At 68.4% G+C, this 24,314-nt stretch carries 27 protein-coding genes; 16 read left to right on the top strand and 11 right to left on the bottom strand.

Annotation, left to right across the window (positions count from 1 at the left end; genetic code table 11):
• Positions 1 to 134 precede the first annotated feature (134 nt).
• Positions 135 to 578 carry a hypothetical protein gene (locus ABIC66_RS23365; protein WP_354073621.1) on the top strand — a complete coding sequence of 148 codons (444 nt, stop codon included), beginning with the start codon at positions 135 to 137 and terminating at the stop codon, positions 576 to 578.
• On the opposite strand, the gene ABIC66_RS23370 is transcribed toward ABIC66_RS23365, so the two are convergent.
• Positions 550 to 1,290 (bottom strand): phosphatase PAP2 family protein, encoded by a 741-nt coding sequence (locus tag ABIC66_RS23370; RefSeq protein ID WP_354073623.1) that lies wholly within the window; start codon positions 1,288 to 1,290, stop codon positions 550 to 552. The genes ABIC66_RS23365 and ABIC66_RS23370 overlap by 29 nt on opposite strands.
• A 128-nt stretch (positions 1,291 to 1,418) precedes the next feature.
• Between ABIC66_RS23370 and ABIC66_RS23375 the strand changes: the two genes are divergently transcribed.
• Both ABIC66_RS23375 and cobS read left to right on the top strand, forming a co-directional pair.
• Positions 1,419 to 1,826, top strand: coding sequence for an RcnB family protein (locus ABIC66_RS23375; RefSeq protein WP_354073625.1), 408 nt, complete (start codon positions 1,419 to 1,421; stop codon positions 1,824 to 1,826).
• A gap of 158 nt (positions 1,827 to 1,984) precedes the next feature.
• Positions 1,985 to 2,995, top strand: coding sequence for a cobaltochelatase subunit CobS (gene cobS / locus ABIC66_RS23380; RefSeq protein WP_354073627.1), 1,011 nt, complete (start codon positions 1,985 to 1,987; stop codon positions 2,993 to 2,995).
• Positions 2,996 to 3,095: 100 nt separating this feature from the next.
• Here the strand turns inward: cobS and ABIC66_RS23385 are convergent, their stop codons facing one another.
• The gene (locus ABIC66_RS23385; RefSeq protein WP_354073629.1) at positions 3,096 to 3,242 is read right to left on the bottom strand and encodes a hypothetical protein; all 147 of its coding nucleotides are present in this window, start codon (positions 3,240 to 3,242) and stop codon (positions 3,096 to 3,098) included.
• Positions 3,243 to 3,452: 210 nt separating this feature from the next.
• Here ABIC66_RS23385 and ABIC66_RS23390 point away from each other — a divergent pair, with 210 nt between their 5' ends.
• From ABIC66_RS23390 to ABIC66_RS23400, 3 genes are all read left to right on the top strand, one after another.
• Complete coding sequence (locus tag ABIC66_RS23390; protein WP_354073631.1) at positions 3,453 to 3,698, top strand: DUF2188 domain-containing protein; 246 nt, start codon at positions 3,453 to 3,455, stop codon at positions 3,696 to 3,698.
• Between the two features lie 73 nt (positions 3,699 to 3,771).
• Positions 3,772 to 4,320, top strand: coding sequence for a bactofilin family protein (locus ABIC66_RS23395; RefSeq protein ID WP_354073633.1), 549 nt, complete (start codon positions 3,772 to 3,774; stop codon positions 4,318 to 4,320).
• Between the two features lie 145 nt (positions 4,321 to 4,465).
• A complete protein-coding gene (locus tag ABIC66_RS23400) occupies positions 4,466 to 4,771 on the top strand; it encodes a hypothetical protein (RefSeq protein ID WP_354073634.1) in 306 nt (101 codons plus the stop codon).
• Positions 4,772 to 4,821: 50 nt separating this feature from the next.
• Here ABIC66_RS23400 and ABIC66_RS23405 read toward each other — a convergent pair whose 3' ends face one another.
• Together ABIC66_RS23405 and ABIC66_RS23410 are read right to left on the bottom strand one after the other, a co-directional pair.
• Complete coding sequence (locus ABIC66_RS23405; protein WP_354073636.1) at positions 4,822 to 5,049, bottom strand: hypothetical protein; 228 nt, start codon at positions 5,047 to 5,049, stop codon at positions 4,822 to 4,824.
• 185 nt (positions 5,050 to 5,234) lie between these two features.
• On the bottom strand, positions 5,235 to 5,621 hold the full coding sequence (locus ABIC66_RS23410; protein ID WP_354073637.1) for a hypothetical protein: 387 nt from the start codon (positions 5,619 to 5,621) through the stop codon (positions 5,235 to 5,237).
• A gap of 195 nt (positions 5,622 to 5,816) precedes the next feature.
• Here ABIC66_RS23410 and ABIC66_RS23415 point away from each other — a divergent pair, with 195 nt between their 5' ends.
• Complete coding sequence (locus tag ABIC66_RS23415; RefSeq protein WP_354073639.1) at positions 5,817 to 6,290, top strand: chemotaxis protein CheW; 474 nt, start codon at positions 5,817 to 5,819, stop codon at positions 6,288 to 6,290.
• 6 nt (positions 6,291 to 6,296) lie between these two features.
• On the opposite strand, the gene ABIC66_RS23420 is transcribed toward ABIC66_RS23415, so the two are convergent.
• Positions 6,297 to 6,545: a hypothetical protein gene (locus tag ABIC66_RS23420; protein ID WP_354073641.1), complete on the bottom strand. Its 249-nt coding sequence runs from the start codon at positions 6,543 to 6,545 to the stop codon at positions 6,297 to 6,299.
• 189 nt (positions 6,546 to 6,734) lie between these two features.
• Between ABIC66_RS23420 and ABIC66_RS23425 the strand changes: the two genes are divergently transcribed.
• From ABIC66_RS23425 to ABIC66_RS23435, 3 genes are all read left to right on the top strand, one after another.
• On the top strand, positions 6,735 to 7,841 hold the full coding sequence (locus ABIC66_RS23425) for a Zn-dependent alcohol dehydrogenase (RefSeq protein ID WP_354073643.1): 1,107 nt from the start codon (positions 6,735 to 6,737) through the stop codon (positions 7,839 to 7,841).
• Between the two features lie 199 nt (positions 7,842 to 8,040).
• A complete protein-coding gene (locus ABIC66_RS23430) occupies positions 8,041 to 10,092 on the top strand; it encodes a phosphocholine-specific phospholipase C (protein WP_354073645.1) in 2,052 nt (683 codons plus the stop codon).
• A 141-nt stretch (positions 10,093 to 10,233) separates the two neighbouring features.
• Positions 10,234 to 11,505 (top strand): M20/M25/M40 family metallo-hydrolase, encoded by a 1,272-nt coding sequence (locus ABIC66_RS23435; RefSeq protein WP_354073647.1) that lies wholly within the window; start codon positions 10,234 to 10,236, stop codon positions 11,503 to 11,505.
• Between the two features lie 84 nt (positions 11,506 to 11,589).
• Here the strand turns inward: ABIC66_RS23435 and ABIC66_RS23440 are convergent, their stop codons facing one another.
• From ABIC66_RS23440 to ABIC66_RS23465, 6 genes are all read right to left on the bottom strand, one after another.
• A complete protein-coding gene (locus tag ABIC66_RS23440) occupies positions 11,590 to 12,567 on the bottom strand; it encodes a DMT family transporter (protein WP_502910404.1) in 978 nt (325 codons plus the stop codon).
• 213 nt (positions 12,568 to 12,780) lie between these two features.
• On the bottom strand, positions 12,781 to 14,151 hold the full coding sequence (locus ABIC66_RS23445) for a M23 family metallopeptidase (protein WP_354073649.1): 1,371 nt from the start codon (positions 14,149 to 14,151) through the stop codon (positions 12,781 to 12,783).
• A gap of 259 nt (positions 14,152 to 14,410) precedes the next feature.
• Complete coding sequence (gene ctrA / locus ABIC66_RS23450) at positions 14,411 to 15,106, bottom strand: response regulator transcription factor CtrA (RefSeq protein ID WP_354073651.1); 696 nt, start codon at positions 15,104 to 15,106, stop codon at positions 14,411 to 14,413.
• 442 nt (positions 15,107 to 15,548) lie between these two features.
• A complete protein-coding gene (locus ABIC66_RS23455) occupies positions 15,549 to 16,331 on the bottom strand; it encodes a LytTR family DNA-binding domain-containing protein (RefSeq protein ID WP_354073653.1) in 783 nt (260 codons plus the stop codon).
• Between the two features lie 46 nt (positions 16,332 to 16,377).
• Positions 16,378 to 16,701 carry an addiction module antidote protein gene (locus tag ABIC66_RS23460; protein ID WP_354073655.1) on the bottom strand — a complete coding sequence of 108 codons (324 nt, stop codon included), beginning with the start codon at positions 16,699 to 16,701 and terminating at the stop codon, positions 16,378 to 16,380.
• The gene (locus tag ABIC66_RS23465) at positions 16,701 to 16,919 is read right to left on the bottom strand and encodes a type II toxin-antitoxin system RelE/ParE family toxin (protein ID WP_354073883.1); all 219 of its coding nucleotides are present in this window, start codon (positions 16,917 to 16,919) and stop codon (positions 16,701 to 16,703) included. Before ABIC66_RS23465 ends, ABIC66_RS23460 begins: the two co-directional genes overlap by 1 nt.
• A 350-nt stretch (positions 16,920 to 17,269) precedes the next feature.
• On the opposite strand from ABIC66_RS23465, the gene ABIC66_RS23470 reads away from it, so the two are divergent.
• From ABIC66_RS23470 to ABIC66_RS23495, 6 genes are all read left to right on the top strand, one after another.
• Complete coding sequence (locus ABIC66_RS23470; protein WP_354073657.1) at positions 17,270 to 18,295, top strand: alpha/beta hydrolase family protein; 1,026 nt, start codon at positions 17,270 to 17,272, stop codon at positions 18,293 to 18,295.
• A 57-nt stretch (positions 18,296 to 18,352) separates the two neighbouring features.
• Positions 18,353 to 19,687, top strand: coding sequence for a flagellar protein export ATPase FliI (gene fliI, locus ABIC66_RS23475; RefSeq protein ID WP_354073658.1), 1,335 nt, complete (start codon positions 18,353 to 18,355; stop codon positions 19,685 to 19,687).
• Positions 19,687 to 20,106 carry a flagellar export protein FliJ gene (locus tag ABIC66_RS23480; protein ID WP_354073660.1) on the top strand — a complete coding sequence of 140 codons (420 nt, stop codon included), beginning with the start codon at positions 19,687 to 19,689 and terminating at the stop codon, positions 20,104 to 20,106. The genes fliI and ABIC66_RS23480 overlap by 1 nt, the downstream gene beginning before the upstream one ends.
• A 125-nt stretch (positions 20,107 to 20,231) precedes the next feature.
• Positions 20,232 to 21,299 (top strand): endo-1,4-beta-xylanase, encoded by a 1,068-nt coding sequence (locus ABIC66_RS23485; RefSeq protein ID WP_354073662.1) that lies wholly within the window; start codon positions 20,232 to 20,234, stop codon positions 21,297 to 21,299.
• Positions 21,300 to 21,497: 198 nt separating this feature from the next.
• Positions 21,498 to 22,175: a class I SAM-dependent methyltransferase gene (locus ABIC66_RS23490; protein ID WP_354073664.1), complete on the top strand. Its 678-nt coding sequence runs from the start codon at positions 21,498 to 21,500 to the stop codon at positions 22,173 to 22,175.
• 9 nt (positions 22,176 to 22,184) lie between these two features.
• Positions 22,185 to 24,272: an ATP-binding protein gene (locus tag ABIC66_RS23495; protein WP_354073666.1), complete on the top strand. Its 2,088-nt coding sequence runs from the start codon at positions 22,185 to 22,187 to the stop codon at positions 24,270 to 24,272.
• The last annotated feature ends 42 nt before the right edge of the window (positions 24,273 to 24,314 follow it).

Consider the following 24,314-nt stretch of genomic DNA (forward strand, 5'->3'; position numbering starts at 1 on the left):
CCTCCCCTCCGCGATCGATCTTCCCGTCCAGATTGCGAACGGATCGGATGCACGGTCAAGCGCGGCTTGCGAACCGGCCGGGGCTTGGCCATGCTCCGCCGCGCGCCCCAGCAGGGGCGAGGGACAGGATTCTCATGACCGACAGCCAATCCGGCGGAGAGTGGCGCGCGCCGGTCGACCCGCCGACGCCGGTGACGCCGGTCCCGTTCGGCAAGCCCTGGAGCATCTGGTTCTGGGGCGGCCTGATCTCGACCGCGGGCCTGGCCCTGGCCGTCGCGCCGCGCGCGGTGCTGCATCTGCTGAGCTCGCCCGTCGAGACCGCCGCCCTGCCCTGGGTGCGGTTCGCGGGCCTGCTGCTGCTGGCCTACGCCATGGGTTATCACGTCGCGGGCTGGACGGGGCAGCGCACCTATATGCGGGCCTCGGTGGTGCTGCGGGTGTTCTCGCTGGTCGTGCTGGGGGCGTTCGTCCTGCTGGACTGGCTGCCCAAGGCTTGGCTGGCCGTCGGCCTGGTCGACTTCGTCGGCGCGGTGTGGACGACGCTGGAGCTCAGGTGGCGTCCGAAGCCGAAGACCTGACGGCGGAAGGCCGGTTGAAGCGTCGCTGGACGAAGACCGCCGCCAGCCAGCAGGCCATGGCCCAGGCCGCCCCGACACACCAGCCGGCCAGCACGTCGCTGGCCCAGTGGACGCCCAGATAGACGCGGCTCAGCCCCACCAGCAGGCTGATCAGCACCGCCGCGGCCAGCGCCAGCGCCTTGACCCGCCGCTTGTCGGCGAAGCGCGCGGCCAGTACGCCCAGGGTCAGGAACACCACGGCCGACAGCATGGCGTGACCCGACGGGAAGCTGGCGTTGACCGCCTCGACCGCCCGATAGGCCAGGTCCGGCCGTTCACGCTCGAAGACTCGCTTCAGCGCCTGGCTGATCAGCAGCCCGCCGCCCGCCCCGGCGACCAGCAGCAGCCCCTCGGCCCAGCGGCGCAACGACGCCAGCAGGGCGAAGGCCAGCAGGATCAGCAGGGACAGCACCGCCACCGACCCCAGGGCGGTGATGTCGGTCGCGGCGATGTGCAGCCACTTGGGACCGACCAGCTCGTGCGGCAGGCCGTCGACGCGCAGGGCCCGCAGCACCGCCAGGTCCAAGGCCCGCGTCTCGCCCTCGGCCACTTCGTCGGCGATCGATAGAAAGCCCCAGCCGCCCAGGGTGACGATCAGCAGGGCGCAGGTCGCGCCCAGCTCGCGTCGCGCGGCGGAGAAAAGGCCTCGAAAGCCGATCCGGATCAAAGGCATAGCTCCATTCGGCCAAGCGCCCCGCAACAACATTTCTCTTATGAAACATGAACTTAAGCGGAACAGGCCCGTTCATGCCCCGACCATGTAGAGCCCGCTAGGTTCGAGTGCTCGTAAGGAGATCCGATATGAAACGCTTTCTGACCGCTTCGGTCGCCGTGCTGATGCTCAGCGGCGCCGCCGCCGGCGCCTCCGCCCAGGACTGGCGCAACGACCACCGTAACGATGGCCGCGGCAGCGCCTACGACCAGGTCCGTCGCGACCAAGACCGCTTGGCCGACCGGCGCGAGGCGCGTTACGACCGCCGCGACGACCGGCGCGAGGCGCGTGAGGACCGTCGCGAATACCGCCGCTGGGTCAAGGGCCAGCGCCTCGACGCGCGCTATCGCGGCAACGGCTACTATGTCAGCGACTATCGTCGGCATGGCCTGCGCGCTCCGCCGCGCGGCTATCGCTGGCACCGGGTCGACAACCAGTACGTCCTGGCCGCCGTCGCCACCGGCCTGATCGCCTCGGTGATCCTGGCCAACCACTAAAAAGACGACGTCGGAGGGGCGCCGCGGTGCGGCGCCCTCTTCCCCTCGCCCTAAGAGAGCGCGACATGTCGCGCTCGTTTCGAGAATTTGAGCCTGCTTATCCGTTTCAAATGGATTTCCATTTGAAACGGGCAGGCCCAAGGGGCTAATCGGGTGACATGCCCGAGTTCGCCGAAAACAGCTCCGCCAAAGATCCTCTGATCACCCTGGTCCCCGACAAGTGGGTGACGCTCCGCGACGCGTTCGGCGTCGACAGCGACATGAAGGTCCCGGCCTTCAGCCATCGCGACAGCCACGTGCCGGACATCGATCCGGCCTACAAGTTCGACCCGCAGACCACCAAGGCGATCTGCGCGGGCTTCGCCCACGACCGCCGCGTGATGGTCCAGGGCTATCACGGCACCGGCAAGTCGACCCACATCGAGCAGGTCGCCGCGCGGCTGAACTGGCCGCTGGTCCGGGTGAACCTGGACAGCCACGTCTCGCGGATCGACCTGGTCGGCAAGGACGCCATCGTCCTGAAGGACGGCAAGCAGGTCACCGAGTTCCGCGAAGGCATCCTGCCCTGGACGCTGCAGCGCCCCGTCGCCCTGGTGTTCGACGAATACGACGCCGGCCGCCCGGACGTGATGTTCGTGATCCAGCGCGTGTTGGAGGCCGGCGGCAAGCTGACCCTGCTGGACCAGAACCGCGTCATCCGCGCCAACCCGTATTTCCGGCTGTTCTCGACGACCAACACCATCGGTCTGGGCGACACCACCGGCCTCTATCACGGCACCCAGCAGATCAACCAAGGCCAGATGGACCGCTGGTCGATCGTCACGACGCTGAACTACCTCGACCACGACGTCGAGGCCTCGATCGTGCTGGCCAAGAACCCGTCGTACGACACCACCGAGGGCAAGCGCACCCTGGCCGCCATGGTCCGGGTCGCCGACATGACCCGCAACGCCTTCATGAACGGCGACATCTCGACCGTCATGAGCCCGCGGACCGTGATCACCTGGGCCCAGAACGCCGAGATCTTCGACCACGACATCGCCCTGGCCTTCCGCCTGACGTTCCTGAACAAGTGCGACGAGCTCGAGCGCCCCACGGTGGCCGAGTTCTTCCAGCGCGCGTTCGGCGCGGACCTGCCGGAAAGCGCGGCGCGGGTAAAGGTGGCCTAGAGCCTGTCCATTTCTGATGGAACCATCAGAAACAAGCTCTATCTCGAACCCTTAGAGCGTGGCGGGCGCCGAAACCGCTCACACTTCCGGCGGCCACGCTCTAGAGGTTTCGCAGCGCGAACCGGAACAGGTCCAGGCTCACCGCGACGCCGCCGATGATCACCGTCCAGCCGATGACGGCGGCGGTGAGCGGGTTGCGCTGCCACCAGTGGACTTCCACGGTCGAAGCAGGAACGGTCTTGGCCATGGGTTGAACTCTGAGCCCCGAACTGGCTCGGAGTGTGCGACTCGACCTCGACCGCCGACAAGCGGGCGGCGAAGATGCCGCAGGGGCGCGGTTCCAAGACGTCTCGCCAAAGTCCATACAGTTCGCCAGCGCGTTTCCGACAAGACAGCGTCATCGGAACCGCCTTAACTGGCGGTCCGTTCGATCCGCACACCTTTTCGGAGACGCCTCATGACCGACATCACCTACTCCATCGTCGAGCACGACGGCGGCTGGGCCTACAAGGTGGGCGACACGTTCTCCGAGACCTTCCCGTCGCACGACGCGGCGCTGGCGGCCGCCCGGCGCGCGGCCGACGAGCAGGAGCAGCCCGGCGAGACCGAGGGCATCGTCTACGAGGACAAGAACGCCGTCTGGCGCCAGGAACTGTCCTCCGGCGACGATCGCCCGACCACCCATGTCGAGGACACCAAATAGCGCCGTTCCGAAATCGGCCCCGATCTTGCTGCACTGAGCGTCCTGAAGCCCATTTTGAGACAAGGTCGCCGCCATGTTCGCCAAGAAGAAAGAAGCCCCCGCGCCGCTGGCCCTGACTCCGCTGGATAGGACTCCGCACGACCAGGCGCGCGTCGCCGCGCCGCAGATCCACCAGCCCGTTGCGCCGCCGGCCCGTCCGAAGCCGGTCTCGATGTTCGCCCAGGGCCTGACCGTCCGCGGCGACATCGTCGGCGATGTCGAGGTGCATCTGGACTGCGCGGTGCTGGGCGACGTGAAGGTCGGCAAGCTGATCATCGGCCCCAATGCGCGCGTCGAGGGCTCGGTGATCTCGCAGGCCATGGAGATTCACGGCCAGGTCATCGGCTCGGTCACCGCCCAGAGCGTGCGCCTGTATGGCACCGCCCGCGTCGACGGCGACATCACCCACGAGCAGCTGGCCATGGAGACGGGCGCCGAGTTCCAGGGCCGCAGCCTGAAGTTCCGCCGCCCCGCCCCGAGCCAACCGCAGCCGCAGGCCCACGCGCAGCCGCAGCCGCCTCAAACCGCTCCGACCGCGCCGCCGTCGGCCTCGCAAACGCCCTACAGCCACGTCGCGCACTGACGGATTTTCAGGCGCCGCGCACTGTTCTGTGGCGCGGCGGCCACGCGGCTCCGCTTTTGAAAAACCGACGGAACGGGGCCGCCAAGCCGGGCTTTGTTATGGTGTGGGTTGGCGAGAACCAGCCCGGATCAAGGAGCCCAAATCCATGGCCGGCAAGCCGTTGCAAATCGTGCCGCCCGTCTCGGGCGTGGCGGAACTCTACGATCTCGGGCGCGGTCCCGAAAGCACCAGCCAGCGCGTCAAGCGCTTGCAGGCCGAGGCCCGCATGCTGGCGCGCGAAGAAGTCGAATGCCTCGATCGCGACCTTCGCCGCATGGCCGAGCAGGCCAAGGCCATAGCCGACGGCGGCGACGCCTATCCGGCCGGCATCCGCGAACTGGCCGGTCGCATCTCGGTCGACACGGCCCAGCGCGCGGAGATCCTGCGCGCGCTCCTGGAACGGCTTCACTAGCTCAAAGCAGCAACGGGATTCTCGCCCCTGTTAGACGGGGCGGAAGGGTTCTAGCCCGCCGCGTTGGCCATCTTGCGCAGACGCCGGGCCAGGTCCTCCGGACGGTCTGCGATCTGGTCGAACAGAGCCTGGACCTCGGCCTCGCCGAATCCCGCCGCGCGCAAGGTGCGCCAAGCGCCGGCCAGCACCGCCTCGGCGATGTCCAGCCGATCATCGGTCAGGCGCAGCCCGGCGCCGAACGGGCTCTGGCTGACGGTGGATTGGGCGACGAGCGACATGGCGGCCTCCTGCGGTCGACAGTAATGTTCCTTTTTTGTTCCCATTCCGCAAGAGAGTCGAGTCCCCGCTTTGAGGGGCCAAAAATAAACCCCGAGGTCAGGGACGACCTCGGGGTTTGGAACGCCGAAGGGGCGTTCGGCGTATCGGGCCGCCGGCTCACAACGGCGGCCCAATCTCTGAAAACCTAGCGGCAGACGGTCCGCTCGCGATACACGCCGTTCCAGCGGTCGTAGTCGCGGGTCGTCCAGCATTCACGATCGCCGTAGTACGGACGCGGGGCGTAGCCGTAGCCATAGCCGTAACGCGGGGGCGGCGGGGCGTAGTAGCGGCGCTCATAGCGGTCGTCGTAGTAGCGGCGGTGATCGTTGTCCGACGAGATGGCCGCGCCGACGGCCAAGCCCAGCACGCCGGCGGCGATGGCCGCCGCGGCGACGTCGCCATCCCGGCCATTGTGGTGGTGGCGGTAGTAGTAGCGCGAGTCGGCCGAGGCCGTGGTCGCGGCGGCGACCAGCGACAGCGCAGCGAGGCCGGCGGCGACCCGGCCGACCGTGGTGATGATCTTGTGGGCCATGACAGCCTCCTTGGGTCTTCGCTTCCCGGCGCCCGGCGCGTCGTCTCAAGCGTCACGGAGACGATCGGACTTCTCGCCTGAACGGCGCCTGAACGAATTATTCAACGGCGGACGGAACCGGTTTGTTCACCTTTCTGCGCGAAGGTGGTCGGGAACGGGGGTCCCAGAAAGGCTCTCGCGCCCGCGGAGATCGCCATGTCCAACCCCGTGTCGTACGCCCAAGGTCAGGCCCTGCAGGTCCTGTCGTTCGAGGTCGGCGCCCAGACCTATTGCGTTCCCGTCAGCGCCGTCCGCGAGATCCGCGGCGTCACCCCGCCGACCCCGCTGCCCGACGCCCCGCCCTATGTGCGCGGCGTCATCAACCTGCGCGGCCAGGTCATGCCGGTCATCGACCTGTCGTGGCGCCTGGGCAAGGGCGTGGCCGAGGACGGCCCGCGCCAGGTGATCATCGTGGTCGAGAACCAGACCGACGTCGCCGGCCTGCTGGTCGACGCCGTCTGCGACAGCTTCACTGTCGAGGCCGACCAGATCAATCCGCCCCCGGCCCTGGGCGACGGCGAGGACTCGCCGCTGGTCGCGGCCGTGATCACCGCCGGCGAAGGCTCGATGACGGTCCTGCTGGCCGTCAGCCGCATCCTGCCGGAACGCGCCCAGGCGCTGGCGGCTTAAGCCGCCTCAGTCCTTGCCACCCCACCGCCAGCGCCAAGACTGGTGGTCGCCCTTGATCACCGAGAGCGCCAGCAGGGCGATCGTCAGGATCAGGCCGGCCAAGCCGATCATCCACGGCTCCGCGTTCAGCCGTCTGCCGATCGCGGTCGCGCCGAGCACGGCGACGACATAGACCAGCGTCGCGATCCAGCCTTCGACGCTCTTCGGCGCGATGCCGATCCCGTAGGCCTTGGCGCCGAACCAGGGCTTGCCCATTCCGATCTCCCTGACGTTCCGCGCCGAGCGCGCTTAGCTTTGATGACGCCGTTCTCCGAAAGAAAACATGGTGAGGCTTCGGGCTGGCTCTAGATCCCGCCACCGATAATCTCCAAACATTTGTTCGAAACACCCCTTCCGCTCCGCCGGGCCGGAACGCTAGTCTCCCTCCAAACCAGGGAGAGACGCATGAAGGCCGCTGTTCTGCGCGAGGTGGGCAAGCCCCTCGAGATCGAGACCGTGGCCATCGGCAAGCCCGGCCCGCGCGAGGTGCTGATCCGCACCAAGGCCGCCGGCGTCTGCCACTCGGACCTGCACTTCATCGAAGGCTCGTACAGCCATCCCCTGCCCGCCGTGCTGGGCCACGAGAGCGCCGGGATCGTCGAGGCGGTCGGCAGCGAGGTGCGCACCGTCAAGGTCGGCGACCACGTGATCACCTGCCTCAACCCCTATTGCGGCCACTGCGAGGTCTGCCTGACCGGCCACATGAACCTGTGCGTCAGCCCCGAGACCAAGCGCGCGAAGGGTGACGAGCCGCGGCTGTTCAAGGAGGATCTCGGCTCGGACACGGGCCGGGGCCCGATGGCCCAGTTCCTGAACCTGTCGTCGTTCGCCGAGATGATGCTGGTGCACGAGCACGCCTGCGTGGCGATCCGCAAGGACATGCCGTTCGACCGCGCCGCCCTGATCGGCTGCTCGGTGATGACCGGGGTCGGCTCGGTGATGCATACGTCGAACGTCCGCCCGGGCGAGACCGTGGCGGTGATCGGCTGCGGCGGCGTGGGCCTGGCCACGATCAACGGCGCGGCGATCGCGGGCGCCGGCCGGATCATCGCCATCGACCGCGTCGCCTCGAAGCTGGACCTGGCCAGGCAGTTCGGGGCCACCGACGTGATCGACGGCGCGGCGGTCGACGACATCGCCAAGGCGGTGATCGAACTGACCGGCGGCGGCGTCCATCACAGCTTCGAGGCCATCGGCCTGAAGGCCACGGCGGAGGCCTCGTTCAAGATGCTGCGCCGGGGCGGCACGGCCAATGTGATCGGCATGATCCCGGTCGGGACCAAGATCGAACTGCACGGCGTCGACTTCCTGGGCGAACGCCGCATCCAGGGCAGCTATATGGGCTCCAACCGCTTCCCGGTCGACATGCCGCGCCTGGTCGACTTCTACATGGCCGGCAAGCTGAACCTGGACGCCCTGATCTCGCGCCGGATCAAGCTGGAAGAGGTCAATTCTGCTTTCGACGAACTGAAGCGCGGGGAGCTGGCGCGGTCGGTGATCGTGTTTGATTGACCGTTGAAACTGTCATCCCGGCCAAGCGCGCAGCGCGCCGAGCCGGGACCGCCGGAAGCGCGGCGTTTTTCGCGGTCCCGGCTCTTCCCCCGGCTTTCGCCGGGGTTCGGCCGGGATGACAGGCTAGGGAACGTCGCCCCCTGTCACATCCCCGCCAAGCACGCCATGCTAACTCCGGCCCAGCTTACCGGAGTTTTCCATGACCCAGCTCGATCGCCGTAGCCTGCTCGCCGCCATCGGGGCGATGGCCTTGCCGCCGGCCCTGGCCCGCGCCGCCGCGATCGACGCCGACGTACGGTCCGGCACGATCCAGGATGTCGAGCACGTGGTGATCCTGATGCAGGAGAACCGAGGCTTCGACCACTATTTCGGGACGATGGCCGGCGTGCGGGGCTTCGGCGACCGCTTCCCGATCCCGGTCCGCGACGCGCCGGGCCGCAAGGACGCCTCGGTCTTCGTCCAGGCCCACAAGGACAAGCTGCTGGCCCCGTTCGCCCTGAACAGCGCCAAGACCTTCGCCCACATGCGGGTCGAGGGCACGCCGCACAACTGGACCGACGCCCAGGACGCCTGGGATCAGGGCCGCATGGACCGCTGGCCCGAGGCCAAGCGGCCCTGGTCGATGGGCTATTTCCAGCGGGCCGACATCCCGTTCCAGTTCGCCCTGGCCGACGCCTTCACCCTCTGCGACGCCTATCACTGCGCCACCCAGACCGGCACCAACACCAACCGCCTGTTCCTGTGGACCGGGACCAACGACCCGCTGGGCAAGGCCGGCGGCCCGTCGATCTCGAACTCGCACGACCGCTTCGCCGAGCAGGGCGGCGCGGCCGAGTCCTATGGCTGGACGACCTATCCCGAACGGCTGCTGCGGGCGGGCGTGACCTGGCGCATCTACCAGGACATGGCCGACAACTTCACCGACAACCCGCTGGCCGGCTTCAAGACCTTCCGCGACAGCTTCAAGGGCCTGCCGGGGTCGGATCCGCGCCTGAAGCAGTTGGGTCTGACCACCTGGCATCTGGACAAGCTGCGCGAGGACGTCGTCGCCGGACGCCTGCCGCAGGTGTCGTGGATCATCGCCCCGGCCGCCGATTCCGAGCATCCGATGCCGTCCAGCCCGGCCCAGGGCGCGGACTATACCGCCCGGGTCATCGACGCCCTGACCGCCGATCCCAAGGTCTGGGCGCGGACGGTGTTCCTGGTGATGTTCGACGAGAACGACGGCTTCTACGACCACGTCCCCCCGCCGGCCCCGCCGTCGCGCGACGCGGCCGGCAAGCTGTTGGGCGGCTCCACCATCGACCTGACCGGCGAGCATCACCTGGTGCGCAATCCGACGGAAAAGAAGGCCGAGCGCGACGACCTGATGGGCCGGCCCTATGGCCTGGGCCCCCGCGTGCCGCTGTATGTGATCTCGCCCTGGAGCCGGGGCGGCTGGGTCGACAGCCAGGTCTTCGACCACACCTCGGTGATCCGCTTCCTGGAGGCCCGGTTCGGGGTGCGGGAGCCCAACATCTCGCCCTGGCGGCGGGCGGTCTGCGGCGACCTGACCTCGTGCTTCGACTTCAAGACCCCCAACGACCGGCCCTTCCCCACGCTGCCGCCGACCGCGCCCGACGCCAAGCGGGCCAACGCCCTGGGACGCACCAAGCCGCCGACCCCGGACGCCATCGTCGCGCCGGAGCAGGCCAAGGGAACCCGGCCCTCCCGCGCCCTGCCCTACGCCCTGGCGGTCGACGCCCGGATGCGCGACGGAGCCGTGACCCTAGCCTTCATCAACGCCGGCGAGGCGACGGCGGTGCTGCAAGTCTATGATCGTCTGCGGCTGGACGCGGTCCCGCGCCGCTACACCGTCGGGCCCGGCGCGACGCTGGAGGACGCCTGGCCGGCCGGCGCCCATGACCTGTGGGTGCTGGGCCCGAACGGCTTCCACCGCCGGGTCGCGGGCGACGATGCTGCGGTCGAACTGGCCGCGCGGGCCAAGGACGGCGCGCTCGTCCTGACCCTGACCAATACCGGCGCCGAGCCGCGCGCCGTCGTCATCGAGGCCGGCAAGCCCTGGCGCGTCACCCTGGCGGCGCAGGAGACGCGCGAGCACGTCTTCGCCACGCACCAGGGCTGGTACGATCTGACCGCCCATGTGGAAGGCCATCCGACCTGGCTGCGGCGGCTCGCCGGGCGGGTGGAGACCGGCAAGGACTCGATCAGCGATCCGCTGATGGGCGGCGTTGCGAGGTTGGCGCTGTAGACCTGTCATCCCGGCCAAGCGCGAAGCGCGCCGAGCCGGGACCGCGGCAAGCGCCACGCGTTTCCGGCGGTCCCGGGTCTTCGCTTCGCTACGCCCGGGATGACAGTCTAGGGTCGTCGGCGAACCTCAAGGATTCGCCACATGCTCCGCCCTTCCCTGCTCGTCCTGGCCGCCGCGCTCGTCGCCCTGCCCGCTTCGGCCGCGACCGATCCGGCGAAGCTGGTCGCCTCTCCCGCCTTCAAGAAGGCCGTGGCCAAGCTGGACGCCGACTACGCGCGCACGGTCGGCGACATCGTCACCCTGACCGAGATCCCCGCCCCGCCGTTCAAGGAAGAGGCCCGCGCCAAGGCCTATCTGGCGATGCTGAGGGCCCACGGCCTGACCGACGTCGAGATGGACGCCGAGGGCAATGTGATGGGCGTGCGGCCCGGGACGGCGACCCAGGGCAAGGGTCCGTTCGTGGTCATCGCCGCCCACCTGGACACCGTCTTTCCCGAAGGCACGGACGTGAAGGTCAAGCGCGAGGGAACGAAGCTGATGGCCCCCGGCATCGGCGACGACACCCGGTCCCTGGCCACCCTGCTGGCCTATGTCCGCGCCCTCGACGCGGCAGGGATCAAGACCAAGGCCGACATCCTGTTCGTCGGCAATGTCGGCGAGGAAGGTCCGGGCGACCTGCGTGGAACGCGGTTCCTGTTCAACAAGGGCTCGTACAAGGGCCGGATCAGCGCCTTCTTCTCGATGGACGGCTCGGACCCGTCGCGGATCGTCGACAAGGGCGTCGGCTCCAAGCGCTATCGCGTCACCTTCAAGGGCCCGGGCGGCCACAGCTACGGCGCGTTCGGCATCGTCAATCCGATGGCCGCGATGGGCCGGGCGGTGACCGATCTCTACGCCGTCCAGACGCCCAAGGACCCCAAGACCACCTATTCGGCCAGCGTCACCGGCGGCGGCACCTCGGTCAACTCGATCCCGAACTCGGTCTTCATGGAGTTCGACATGCGCTCCGAAAGCGCGGCCGAACTGGCCAAGCTGGACCAGACCCTGATCGGCATCCTCGACAAGGCCGTCACCGGCGAGAACGCCGCCCGCTCCACCAAGGACGGCAAGGTCAGCTACGAGGCCAAGGTGATCGGCGAGCGTCCGGCCGGGAACACGCCCGCCAGCGCCGACATCGTGGTGCTGACGGCGGCGGCGATCACGGCCGTGGGCTTCAAGCCCGAGCACGAGGACAGCTCCACCGACTCCAACGTGCCGATGAGCCTGGGGATTCCCGCCGTGACCATCGGCGCCGGCGGCAGGGGCGGCCGCGCCCACGCCCTGGACGAATGGATCGACGTCGAGAAGGGCGAGAGCCTGAAGGGCATGCAGGTCGGCCTGGCGGCGCTGCTGGCGGTGGCGGGGGTGGACTAATAAACCTGTCATCCCGGACGGCCGAAGGCCGATCCGGGACCACCGGAAGCGCCGAGCCCGCCGCGGTCCCGGCTCTTCGCTACGCTACGGCCGGGATGACAGTCTGGAAGAAGCCCGCCGCGTCACCAGCCAGATCCCGCCGCACACCAGGGCCAGCGCCACGGCGTTTTTCCAGGCCAGCACCGGCTCGTGCAGGAACAGCGCCGACAGCAGGACGCCGAACACCGGGATCAGGAAGTTGAACACCGCCAGCATGCCGACCGGGTTGTGCTTGATCAGCAGGCTCCACAGGGCGAAGGCGGCGGCCGACAGGCCGGCCATATAGGCGAGCAGCGCCAGCGAGCGGGCGTCGAAGCCGGAAAGGTGACCGCCGGCCGCGACGCCGATGGCCAGCAGGGCCGTCCCGCCGATCGCCAGCTGCCAGCCGGTCATCACCATCGGGTCGAGCGTCCGCGAGACGCCCTTGCCCCAGATCGAGCCGGCCGCCAGCACGAAGGCGGCGGCGACCACGGCGCCTTCGCCCAGCAGGCTGAACTCGAAGTCCAGGCCCCCAACACCCCTTGGGCCGCCCAGGTTCACCGCCAGCACCCCGGCGAAGCCCAACAGGCAGCCGGCGGCCTTGCGAGGCGTGATGCGGTCGTCGCGATACAGGACGTGGGCCAGGATCACGCCGAAGAACGCGCCGGTGGCGTTCATGATCGACGACTTCACGCCCGTGGCGTGGGCCAGGCCGACATAGAAGAACACGTACTGCAGGGTGGTCTGGAACAGGCCCAGGCCGATCACCGGCCCGACCAGCGTGCGCGGTACGGCGATCGACTTGCGGTTCAGGAGCGCCAGGATCAGCAGGATCGCGCCCGCCGCCAGGAACCGCCAGCCGGCGAACAGCATCTGGGCGGCCGTATCGGTCTTGGCCACGTGCAGCAGGGCGTAGCCGGCCTTCACCGCCGGAAAGGCGCTGCCCCACAGCAGACAGCACAGCACGGCCATGCCGACGACGAAGCGGCGGTCGCGGTAGAGGTCGGGGCGCGAGGTGGTCAAGGCTGAACCCGGAAAAGACATCGCCGTCCCGCGTGGGCGGGACGGCGATTGGTTGTCGAGTGCTCTTCTAGGCGCGCGCTCTGGAAGCTTCAACGGCCCAGAGCCGATCCAACTGATAGCTGTCATCCCGGCCAAGCGCGCAGCGCGCCGAGCCGGGACCGCCGCAAGCTCCGCGCATGTCGCGGTCCCGGGTCTGCGCTACGCTTCGCCCGGGATGACACGATCTGGATTTACCTACCGCAGCTTGACCTTTTCGAGATCCGCCACCGCCAGCTTGGGGGTGTCCTCGCCGCCGACGGTTTCACCGCCCTCGGCCAGCAGGCGGTCGATGCGGGCCTTCTGCGACTTGAACGAGGCCAGCTCCGAGCCGCCCAGGATGGTGCCCTGCGGGACCTTGGCGCCGATGGGATTGATCCGCTGGCCCTTCAGCCAGACCTCGTAGTGCAGGTGCGGACCGGAGGCGAGGCCGGTCGAGCCGACATAGGCCACCAGCTGGCCCTGGCGCACGTGGACGCCCGGACGGATGCCCGGCGCGTAGCGCGAGATGTGGCCGTAGCCGGTGTCCCACTGGCCCGAATGGCGGATGCGCAGCCAGTTGCCGTAGCCGCCCCAGCGCTTGGCCTCCAGCACCACGCCGTCGCCGGCGGCCAGGATCGGCGTGCCCGTGCCGGCCCCGAAGTCGACGCCCTGGTGGGCGCGGGTATAGCCCAGCACCGGGTGCTTGCGCATGCCGAACACCGAGGTGATCCGCGCGCCGTCGACCGGGGTGCGCAGCAGGAACCCTTTGATGTTCTTGCCCAGCTCGTCGAAGAACTGCGGCTTGCCGTCGTCGTCCTTCCGGTCGAAGGCGTAGAACTTCTGGCCCTTGACCTCGGCGTATTCCAGGTCGCCGGCCTCGATGGTGCGGCCGCTTTCGGTGACCTTGCGGTCGAACACCAGGCAGAAGCGGTCGCCCTCGTGGATGTCGCGCGAGAAGTCGATCTTGTGCGAGAACAGCTTGGCCGCCTCGCTGATCACCGCCGGGGTGCCGCCGACGCTGGCCACGCTCTCGTAGAACGAGCCGTTCATCTCGCCGCAGGCGACCTTCTTCTCGTCGCGAACCTTCTCCTCCAGCTCGCGCAGGCGCAGGGCGCCGTCGAAGGTGCGCGAGACGGTCAGGGTCGAGGACGGGCTGGTGCGCATGGAGAGGCCGATCAGGCGAGCCGGGCCACGCTGGCTGCGGCGCTGGGCGACCGCGGCCTCGAAGGCCATGCCGGCCTTGATGTTGACGGTGTCGATCGCGCCCTGGAGGGCGGCGACCACCTGCTGGGCCTCCTCGGGCGCCACGCCGGCGCGCTGCACGGCGCCTTGCAGGGTCTCGCCGGGGCGAACCTTGACGGCGATGTTCTCGGGACGCTGGAAGCCGGGCTGGGCCTCGGCGCTGGCGAAGGCGACATGCTGCAGGGCCACGAGGGCGGCGGGATCCAGGGCGGCCTTCTCGATCGGCGCCGTGACGTCGTCGGCGGTCAGCTTCCAGCCCAGACCCAGGGCGGCCAAGCCGGCCACGGCGGTGAAGACTCTCGGCGCCCAGCGCGTCGCGCTGCGTCGCGGATCAAATTCCTGCATCGTGCCCCCGTCGGTTCGATGCCGCGCAAGTCAAAATGACACGGCCGGGTCGCCCCCCAGCAATCGTCGGGCCGGAACATGCTTAGCCGCGCTCTCGACGGCAAGGACTATTCGGCGCTTCGGTCGTTTTGTCACGGCATGGTTAACGCCGGTTAGGACCCGAAGCGTAACCGTATGATCGATAAAAAGAAAACGCCCACCGTCTCCGGTGGGCGTCTTGGGTACGCGGTACTGTTACGCTTACTGAAATTCGTCCGACTTAAGCAGCGTTGACCTGCTCGTTCGGGTCGCGCAGCACGTAGCCGCGGCCCCAGACCGTCTCGATGTGGTGCTTGCCGTGGGCCGAGGCCGCCAGCTTCTTGCGCAGCTTGCAGATGAAGACGTCGATGATCTTCAGTTCCGGCTCGTCCATGCCGCCGTACAGGTGGTTCAGGAACATTTCCTTGGTCAGGGTCGTGCCCTTGCGCAAGGAGAGCAGCTCCAGCATCTGGTATTCCTTGCCGGTCAGGTGAACGCGGTTGCCGTTCACTTCCACCGTCTTGGCGTCCAGATTGACCACGATGTCGCCGGTCTTGATGACCGATTGGGCGTGCCCCTTCGAACGACGGACCACCGCGTGGATGCGGGCGATCATCTCGTCCTTGTGGAAGGGCTTGGTCATGTAGTCGTCGGCGCCGCCCGAGAAGGTCTTCACCTTCGTATCGATTTCCGACGAACCCGACAGGATCATGATCGGCGTGTTGATCTTCGCGACCCGCAGGGTGCGCAGAACATCGATGCCGCTCATGTCCGGAAGATTGAGGTCGAGCAGGATGAGGTCGTAGTCGTAGATCTTGCCCAGATCCACGCCTTCCTCACCCAGATCCGTCGTATAGACGTTGAAGCCTTCAGACTTCAGCATCAGTTCGATGGTCTGCGCCGTCGCGCTGTCATCCTCGATCAACAGTACGCGCATGAGCCCCTCCACGCCAAATCTGGCGTATTCGAACGTCTTAGGCGGAAGTCCGCCGATAAACCCTTCGGCCACTGTGCCCGAGAGTTAATTTAAGACTGGTTAATGGTGAATGTTTCCGTTGGCCGAATGGTTAATATGATTTGCGAATCGGGCGCAAGCGGCCTGAACGCCCTTGGTCACATTGGTCGCAGGCGCCGCGGAAGGCCTTTCCAAGACCCTAATTCGCCGTCCGAAATCCCTAAAATCCGTGCGCTTGCAACGATCCGAACGCTGTTACGCGGTTAAGGCCAAGTTGGCCCGCCGTTCGCTCCTGGGGCGAAATTGCGGCGTTCTGTCGCGAGAATTTGAACACCATGCTCGCGCCTGACCTGCGTCGTCTCAGCCGATATTCGCGGGGGCGTCCCTGGCGACGTCGAGAGGCGCGACGCCCCGCCGCAGGGCGTCAGGCGATGTTTTCCTCGGCCAGCCAGCCGGCGGCCCGAAGCTTGGCCACGGAGGCGCGGCTGACGGGCGCCGTTTCGCCGTCGATCAGCCGCAGGCGCAGATTGCGGCCGTCGCGCTCGACGCCGGTGATCGCCCGCCGCGCCACCCACCACGAGCGATGGGTCTGCAGCCCTTCGACGCCGCCCAGCCCCGCCGTGACCCGCGCCAGGGGACCCATCTCCAACCGCGAGCCGTGCTCGGTGCGAATCCGAACATAGTGATCCTCCATCCGCAGATAGAGGACGGCGCCGGGGTCGGCGGCCGGCGCGGGAGCCTCGACGGGAACCAGGCCTTCACGCGCGGGGGCGTGCGCCTGTGGGCGCACGCGGATGAAGTAGTAGGCCAGGACGATCGGCGTCGTGATGGCCAGACACTGGCCGTACCAAGCCAACGGCGGCACGGCATGGTCGATCTGCGGCCAAAGGCTGATGGCGACGGGGCGCCAGGGCATCCCCTGGATAGCGCTGCCGATCAGGACGACCGGTGGCGTCGTCGCCCAGTCGGGGACGCCGAGCCGTCGCGCGGCGGCGGCCGCCAGCCGCGTCACGATCCCGAAGAACACCATCCCGCTGGCGATGGTCCCGATCCAGTAGGCGAGCCTCAACGGCGGGTTGGCGTTGAAGAAGCTGCCGAACGGCCCCATCAGCCCCAGCAGCACGCCGATCCCCACGCCCACGGTCAGGTCGATCGCCCATTCACGGGCGGTTCCCAGCAGCGGCGGATTGGCGGCGACGGCGCTCATGCCTCAAAAGTATAGAGCGACGTCACATAGAGTCGCTACGCCCGCCTCAGGCGGCGGCTTCGGAGTCTTCGTCCGTTTCGGAGACCTTGGCGACGGCCAGCTTCAAGCCCAGCGCCTGGATCACCCGCAGGACGGTGTCGAACCGTGGCGAAGCGCCGTCCTTCAGGGCCTTGTAGAGACTTTCCCGCCCCAGCCCGGCCTTCTCGGCGACCTCGGTCATACCCTTGACGCGAGCGACGACACTGAGGGCGTCGAGGATCACACCGGCATGGCCGCTCTCCAGGGCGTCGGTGAGGAAGACAGTGATCTCCGTATCGGTCTCTATGTAGTTCGCTGGATCGAACGGTCTCAGCTGCAGATCCACGCTCATCACCTCCCACGCTCGCGGAGCGACTGGATCGCGTCCGCCGTCAGCCCACCCGCCATCGTCTTGGCCCTGAGGATATCCCCTGCCTGGGAGGCCTTGTCGCCTCCGCAAAGCAGAACGACCAACGCCTGGCCGCGCCGCGTGAAATAGACGCGGTAACCCGGCCCGACGTGGACGCGGATTTCACTGACCCTCCACCGACCGATTTGATGTCGCCCAATACGCCCCGCCTCAGCCGCAACAGGCGTGCGGTGATCGTGGCTCGGCCGATCTCATCCCCGAGCTCGGCGAACCAGCGAGCAAAAGCGTCGGCTTCCAGGACCTCAATCAAGACCGTATCCGATCAGATACACAATGACAAGATCACTGTATCCGATTGGATACAATGAGCAGGGCATATCAGTTACGCTCAGAATGGAACAATACAGGAACAAATCTGTAAAGCCCGAAAACCCTCAGCCCACTCGCCGGCTCGCGAACCCATTCGCCCATTCGCGCAAGAGCGGTGGCGAACCCCCGGCCGGGCCGTCACAGCGGAGCCATCGTTCACCACCCAAGGGCACCCAGACCCATGTCGTTCCGCGCTTTCTTCTCCATCGCCGCCGTCACGGCCGCCGCCTTTGGCGCTCCCGCCCTCGCGCCGTCGCAAGCCCACGCCGCCAACGCCGGCTTCATGGTGCTGCAGGAGCCGCGCCCCGATGGCCCGCCGGTCCAGGTCGGCGTCTGGTATCCGACCGACGCCGCGCCCAAGCCCATGGCCCTGGGCAGCTGGGGCCATACCGTGGCGGCCGGCGCCCCGATCGTCGGCGAACAGCTGCCGCTGATCGTCATGTCGCACGGCAACGGCGGCTTCTTCGGCGGCCATGCCGACACCGCCCAGGCGCTGGCGGAGGCCGGCTTCGTGGTCGCCGCCCTTACCCACCCCGGCGACAACTACAAGGACCAGAGCCGCGCCACCGCGATGGCCGATCGCCCGGCGGCCTTGTCGGCCCTGATCGGCTGGATGCTGGACGCCTCGCCGCTGAAGGCGAAGATCGATCCCGAGCGGGTCGGCGCGTTCGGCTTCTCGTCCGGCGGCTTCACCGTACTGGCCGCGGCCGGCGGCGAGCCGGACCTGCGCAAGGTCGCGGCGCACTGCAAGGCCCATCCCGCCAATTTCGACTGCAAGCTGACCGCCAGCAATCCGCCGCCCGCCGACATCCTGACGGCCAAGTGGGTCCACGATCCGCGCATCAAGGCCGTGGTCTCGGCCGCCCCGGCCATGGGCTTCTCGTTCGGGGCCGAAGGGCTGAAGGGGATCACCGTCCCGCTGCAGCTGTGGAAGGCCAGCGATGACGAGATCCTGCCCGGCGACGAATACGCCGAGTCCGTGCACCAGAACCTGAACCGACCGCACGACTATCATGTCGTCCAGGGCGCGAAGCATTTCGACTTCCTCACGCCCTGCGACTCCGCGCCGCCGGCCGACCTCCAATATCTCTGCGCCAGCGCGCCGGGCTTCGACCGCCGGGCCTTCCACCGCGACTTCGACGCCCAGGTGACCCGCTTCTTCACCGACCAATTGGTCGCACCAGGGAAGCCGCTTCCGAAGAGCTGACTTCACACCCGGTTAACCACGATCGCCGAGTCTGGCGGCTCAGTTGTGGGAGCCGTCTTGCGTAGCCTCATCGCCGCCGTCGAACGTATCGATCCGCTGACCATCTATGGCCGCGTCGCCGCCGTGAATGGTCTGCTGATCGAGGTCCGTGGCGGCCTGACTCGGCTGTCGGTCGGCGCCCGGGTTGAGATCCAGCGCCCCGGCCAAAAGCCGCTGCCGGCCGAGGTCGTCGGCTTTCGCGAGACCCGCGCCCTGCTCATGCCCTTCGGCCCCGTCGAGGGCGTCGGCCCGGGCGCGGAGATCCGCTTCATGCCGGAAGGCGCGGTCGTCCGCCCGACCAAGGCGTGGCTGGGCCGCATCATCAACGCCTTCGGCGAGCCGATCGACGGCCTGGGTCCGCTGCCGCAGGGCGAGGTTCCCTATCCGCTGAAGACCTCGCCGCCGCCGGCCCACGCCCGCGGCCGGGTGGGCGAGCGCCTGGATCTGGGCGTGCGCTCGATGAACGTCTTCACCACCACCTGCCGAGGCCAGCGCCTGGGCATCTTCGCCGGCTCGGGCGTCGGCAAGTCGGTGCTGCTGTCGATGCTGGCCAAGGAGGCCACCTGCGACGCCGTCGTCGTCGGCCTGATCGGCGAGCGGGGCCGCGAGGTTCGCGAGTTCGTCGAGGAGACCCTGGGCGAGGAAGGCCTGCGCCGCGCCGTCGTCGTGGTCGCCACCTCGGACGAGCCGGCCCTGACCCGCCGCCAGGCCGCCTACATGACCCTGGCGATCAGCGAGTACATGCGCGACCAGGACCAGGAAGTCCTGTGCCTGATGGATTCTGTGACCCGCTTCGCCATGGCCCAGCGCGAGATCGGCCTGGCCGCCGGCGAGCCGCCGACCACCAAGGGCTATACGCCCACCGTCTTCACCGAGTTGCCCAAGCTGCTGGAACGCGCCGGGCCGGGTCCGATCCGTCCGGACGGCACCACGGCCGCCCCGATCACCGCCCTGTTCACCGTCCTGGTCGACGGCGACGACCATAACGAGCCGATCGCCGACGCCACGCGCGGCATCCTGGACGGCCACATCGTCATGGAGCGCGCGATCGCCGAGCGCGGCCGCTTCCCCGCCATCAACGTGCTGAAGTCGATCAGCCGGACCATGCCGGGCTGCCAGCACCCGCACGAGCGCGACATCGTCAAGGGCGCGCGCCAGGTCATGGCCGCCTACGCCAACATGGAAGAACTGATCCGCATCGGCGCCTACCGCGCCGGGGCCGACGAGGTCGTCGACCGCGCCATCCGCCTGAACCCGGCGATCGAGGCTTTCCTTAGTCAAGATAAGGAAGAAGCAACCTCTCTGGACGACTCTTTCGGATATCTGGGGCAGATCCTGGCGAGTGAGTACTGATGACCAAGTGGGCCGCCTCGCTGATCCGCATCTCGAACCACGAGGTCGAGACGCTGCAAAAACGCCTCGCCGAGATCACCGAGCGCCGCGTCGCGGCTGAACTGCGCATCGCCATGCTGGACGCCGAGGCCGAGGCCGAGGCCAAGAACGCCGAGAGCGACGCCAGCGCCGGCTGGTACATGATCGGCTATCGTGAAGGCCACAAGCGCCGCAGGGCCGACATGCTGCTCCAGATCGAGCAGTGCCAGCAGGAAGAGATCGGGGCCCGCGACGCCCTCTCCGAGGCGTTCGAGAACCTCAAGAAGTACGAGCACGTCGCCGAACAGGCCAAGGTGCTGGCGGCCAAGAAGCTGGGCGCCTACGAAGCCGCCCAGCTGGACGAACTGGGCCTGCGCCGCATGGCCGTCGGCGGGCGATAGGCCTTGAAAACTGTCATCCCGGGCGAAGCGTAGCGTAGACCGGGACCGCGACAAACGCCGGCGCTTCCGGCGGTCCCGGCTCGGCGCGCTTCGCGCTTGGCCGGGATGACAAGGAAGGGTCCGAGATGACACGGAAATTTGCTCTTACGAGACGATCGGCCATCGCCTCGGCCCTGGCGCTGAGCGCCTGCGGCCGTGAAGCCGCCGGACAGACCCCGGACACGACGCCCCTGAAGTCGATCGCCTCGACACCCGTCGGGGCCTGCGTGCAGCACGCCTTCCTGCAGGACCCGGCCTTCGCCGAGCTGTTCGCGCGCCACTACTCCCAGCTCACGCCCGAGTGGGAGATGAAGATGGAGTACATCCTCCAGGACGATGGAAGCTTCCGCTTCGACCGGCCCGACGCCATCGCCGAGTTCGCGCGGCGTAACGGGATCCGGCTCTATGGCACCACCCTGGTCTGGTACGACCAGGCCATGCCGGCCTTCCTGAAGCTGGACGGCCAAGGCAAGCGCTTCGCCGACGCCTATCGCAACTACATCCTGGCCGTCGCCGGCCGCTATCGCGGACAGGCCGTGGGCTGGGACGTGGTCAACGAGGCGGTGGCCGACAACGGCGTCGAGCTGCGCCAGTCGATCTGGACCCGCAACCTGGGCGTCGACGAGCACATGGTCCTGGCCTTCCACCACGCCAAGGAGGCCGATCCGAACGCGGTGCTGTTCGTCAACGAGTACCACCTCGAGAACAATCCGACGAAGCGCGCGACCTTCATGCGCATGGTCGAGCGGCTGCTGGAGGCCGGCGCGCCGATCGGCGGCATCGGCACCCAGAGCCATCTGGACCTGGACTTCACCCGTCCCGGCATGGCGCGCGCGGCGATGCGCGACCTGGCCAGTTTCGGCCTGCCGATTCACGTCTCGGAATTGGACATCTCGCTGGGTGAGAAGCCGGATTTCTCGCGCCTGCCCGACCTGCTCCAGCGCCAGGCCGACCTGACCCGCGAGCTGGCCGAGGTCTATATGGCGCTGCCGCGCGAGCAGCGTTTCGCCTTCACCGTCTGGGGCCTGCGCGATCGCGACAGCTGGCTGCGCGGCCAGTCGGGCCAGCGTCCGACCGACCAGGGCCTGCCGCTCGACGACGCCGGACGGCCCAAGCCGATGTTCCAGGCGCTGGCGGACGTGCTTTCGGGCTGACCTCCCTCTTCCGCTCTCCCCGGCGAAAGCCGGGGCCCAGATCGAGCCCAGGGTTCCTCCCGACATTCCGCGGACAACAGGCGCGAACACCCAAGATTCTCCGGATGAACCTGGGTCCCGGCTTTCGCCGGGAAGAGCGGGCTGGGTAACCGTTGTTCGCTTCACGAAATCTCAAGCGGCCTGCGACAAGGTGGCGCTATGAAACTGATCCACGCCCTCCAGGACATGGACAGCGAGAACTCGCTGTCGGCGCGTTTCCGTCGGGCGCGGGCCGCGCGCGTGGTCGCCTTGATCGAGAAGACCTTCGCCGAGCGCGGCCAATGCCGCATCGCCGACCTCGGAGGCGAGCCGACCTATTGGAACATCCTGTTCGACCGGAAATTCCTCGAGGCGAACAAGGTCCATGTCAGCCTGTTCAACCCGCAGCCGTTCACCGTGGACGACCCGCTGTTCACCGCCGCGGTCGGCGACGCCTGCGACCTGCACGAGCACGCCGACGCCAGCTTCGATCTGGTCCACTCCAACTCGGTGATCGAGCACGTGGGCGACTGGGTCCGGATGGAGGCCTTCGCCAAGGAGTGCCGCCGCCTGGCGCCGCGCTACTACGTCCAGACGCCGTATTTCTGGTTCCCGGTCGAGCCGCACTTCTCCTCGCCGTTCTTCCATTGGCGCTCGGAGCAGACACGGGCCAAGCTGCTGATGAAGCGCCCGCACGGCTTTTCGGAAAAGGCCCCGGACATCGGCGCGGCCATGCGCGACGTCCAGCACGCCCGGCTGCTGGACAAGGCCCAGTTCACCTTCCTCTACCCCGACGCCCGGCACGTGGATGAAAAGGTCCTCTTCCTGACCAAGTCCCTGATCGCGATCCGCGACTAGGGGGCCGGCATGTGGGGGTTCGCGCAGACCGAGAGCATGAAGGCCAGCGCCAAGGCCGCGGCCCTGGTCTGCGCCTATGTCGCGGGCCTGGCCTACAGTCTGTTCCTGGCTGGCGCGACGCACAACATCCCGACCATCTGGACCGCCAACGCGGTGGCGACCGCCGCCGTCATGGTTCTGAACCGACGCCAGGCCGTGACCTTCATGGTCGCCAGCGCGGCCTTGCACATCGCGCTGGAACTGGTTGTCGGCCTGCCGATCCGCTTCGTCCTGATCGCCACCGCGCTCGACGCCGTGCAGACGGTCGGCACGGCCGTCCTGCTGCGCTGGATGCGCGTTCCGACCCGTGTGCGCGATCCGCGCGGCCTGTTCCTGGTCATCGCCGTCGCCTCGGCGCTGACAGCGGCCGGCGCCATCGGAGTCAATGGCGCGCTGGCCCTCTGCGGCGGCCGGCCGTTCTTCCGGGGCTGGAACGACTGGACCCTTTCCAACGTCCTGGGCGTCGCGGTCATCCTGCCCGTGATCCTGATCCTGACGGATAAGCGGCATCGCGAGGGCTTCCATGTCCGTCCGCTCGAGGCCGCCGGCACTCTGCTGCTGGTGATCGGCGCCTCGTCCTGGGTGTTCGTCAACGACGCCGCGTTCCAGGTGCTGCTGTTCGCCCCCGCCCTGCTGGCGGCGTTCCGGGGCGGCCCGCGCGCCGTGGCCGTCGTCGTCACCACCTCGCTGGCCGTGGCCATTCCCGCCGTGCTGCAGCGCACGGGCCTGGACATCCGCGTGGCCCTGTCGCCGCTGCGCCACGCCCTGCTCTTCCACGTCGTGCTGTACGCCGTCAGCTTCGTCGCCGCCCTGGCCCTGAGCCGCCAGGCGCGCCTGCAGGCCCTGCTGGTCCGCCGCCAGTCGGCCGCCCGCGCCGCCCAGGCCCGCGCCTTGGCCGCCAGCCAGGCCAAGTCCGACTTCCTGGCCACGATCAGCCACGAGATCCGCACGCCGCTGAACAGCATCCTGGGCTTCGCCTCCCTGGTCGCCGACGACCCGGCCCTGTCGCCCGAGAACCGCCGCCGCCTCGACCTGGTTGGCCGCGCCGGCCACTCGCTGGCCGAGATCGTCGGCGACCTGCTGGACTTCGCCAAGGTCGAGGCCGGCCGGCTGGACCTGGCCCTGGCTCCGACCTCGCCCGCCGCCCTGCTGCGCGACGCCGTGGCGATCATCGCTCCGGAGGCCGCGGCCAGGGGCCTGACGGTGCGCACGGAATTCGAAGCTTGCGGCGAGGGCGACGTCGATGCGCCCCTGGCCCTGGACGAAACCCGCCTGCGCCAGGTGCTGCTGAACCTGCTGGCCAACGCTTTGAAATTCACCGCCGAGGGCGGCGTCACGGTCAAGCTCACCGCCGGCCCGGTCGCCGGGGCCCTGCGGTTCGAGGTGATCGACACCGGCATCGGCATCGCGCCCGAGGTGCAGACCCGCCTGTTCCAGCGCTTCTCCCAGGCCGATAGCTCGATCAGCCGCAGCTATGGCGGCACGGGCCTGGGGCTGGCGATCAGTCGGGCCCTGGTCACCCGCATGGGCGGCGCGATCGGCGTCGAGAGCCAGCTGGGCCAGGGCGCGCGCTTCTGGATCGACCTGACCGCCGAGCCTTGCGACGCCCTCGCCCCGGTCGCCAGCAGCGGTCCCGTCACCGGCGCGGCGGCCGAACGGGCCGCCCGCGTGCTGCTGGTCGACGACCATCCGATGAATCGCGAACTGGGCAAGGCGCTGCTGACCCTGGCCGGCTGCGAGGTGACCACCGCCGACGACGGCGCCCAGGCCCTGAAGGCCATCCAGATCGGGGACTTCGATCTGGTCCTGATGGACGTCCACATGCCCGGCATGGACGGCCTGGCCGCGTCCCGCGCCATCCGCGCCCTGCCCGGTCCGCTCGCCGCCATCCCGATCATCGCGCTCAGCGCCGACGTCTTGCCTGAACAGATCGCCCGCTGCCGCGCCGCCGGCATGGACGACCACGTCGGCAAGCCGATCCGCCGCGACGAGCTGTTCGCCGCCGTCGCGCGGGCGCTGGAGGGGCGTGGCGAGGCGGCCAAGGCGGCCAGCGGCTAGGGTCCGGACTCAATAGGCAGCAAACTCTTCAGTGTCATCCCG

Source organism: Caulobacter sp. 1776 (assembly GCF_040545685.1).
Taxonomy (GTDB): domain Bacteria; phylum Pseudomonadota; class Alphaproteobacteria; order Caulobacterales; family Caulobacteraceae; genus Caulobacter.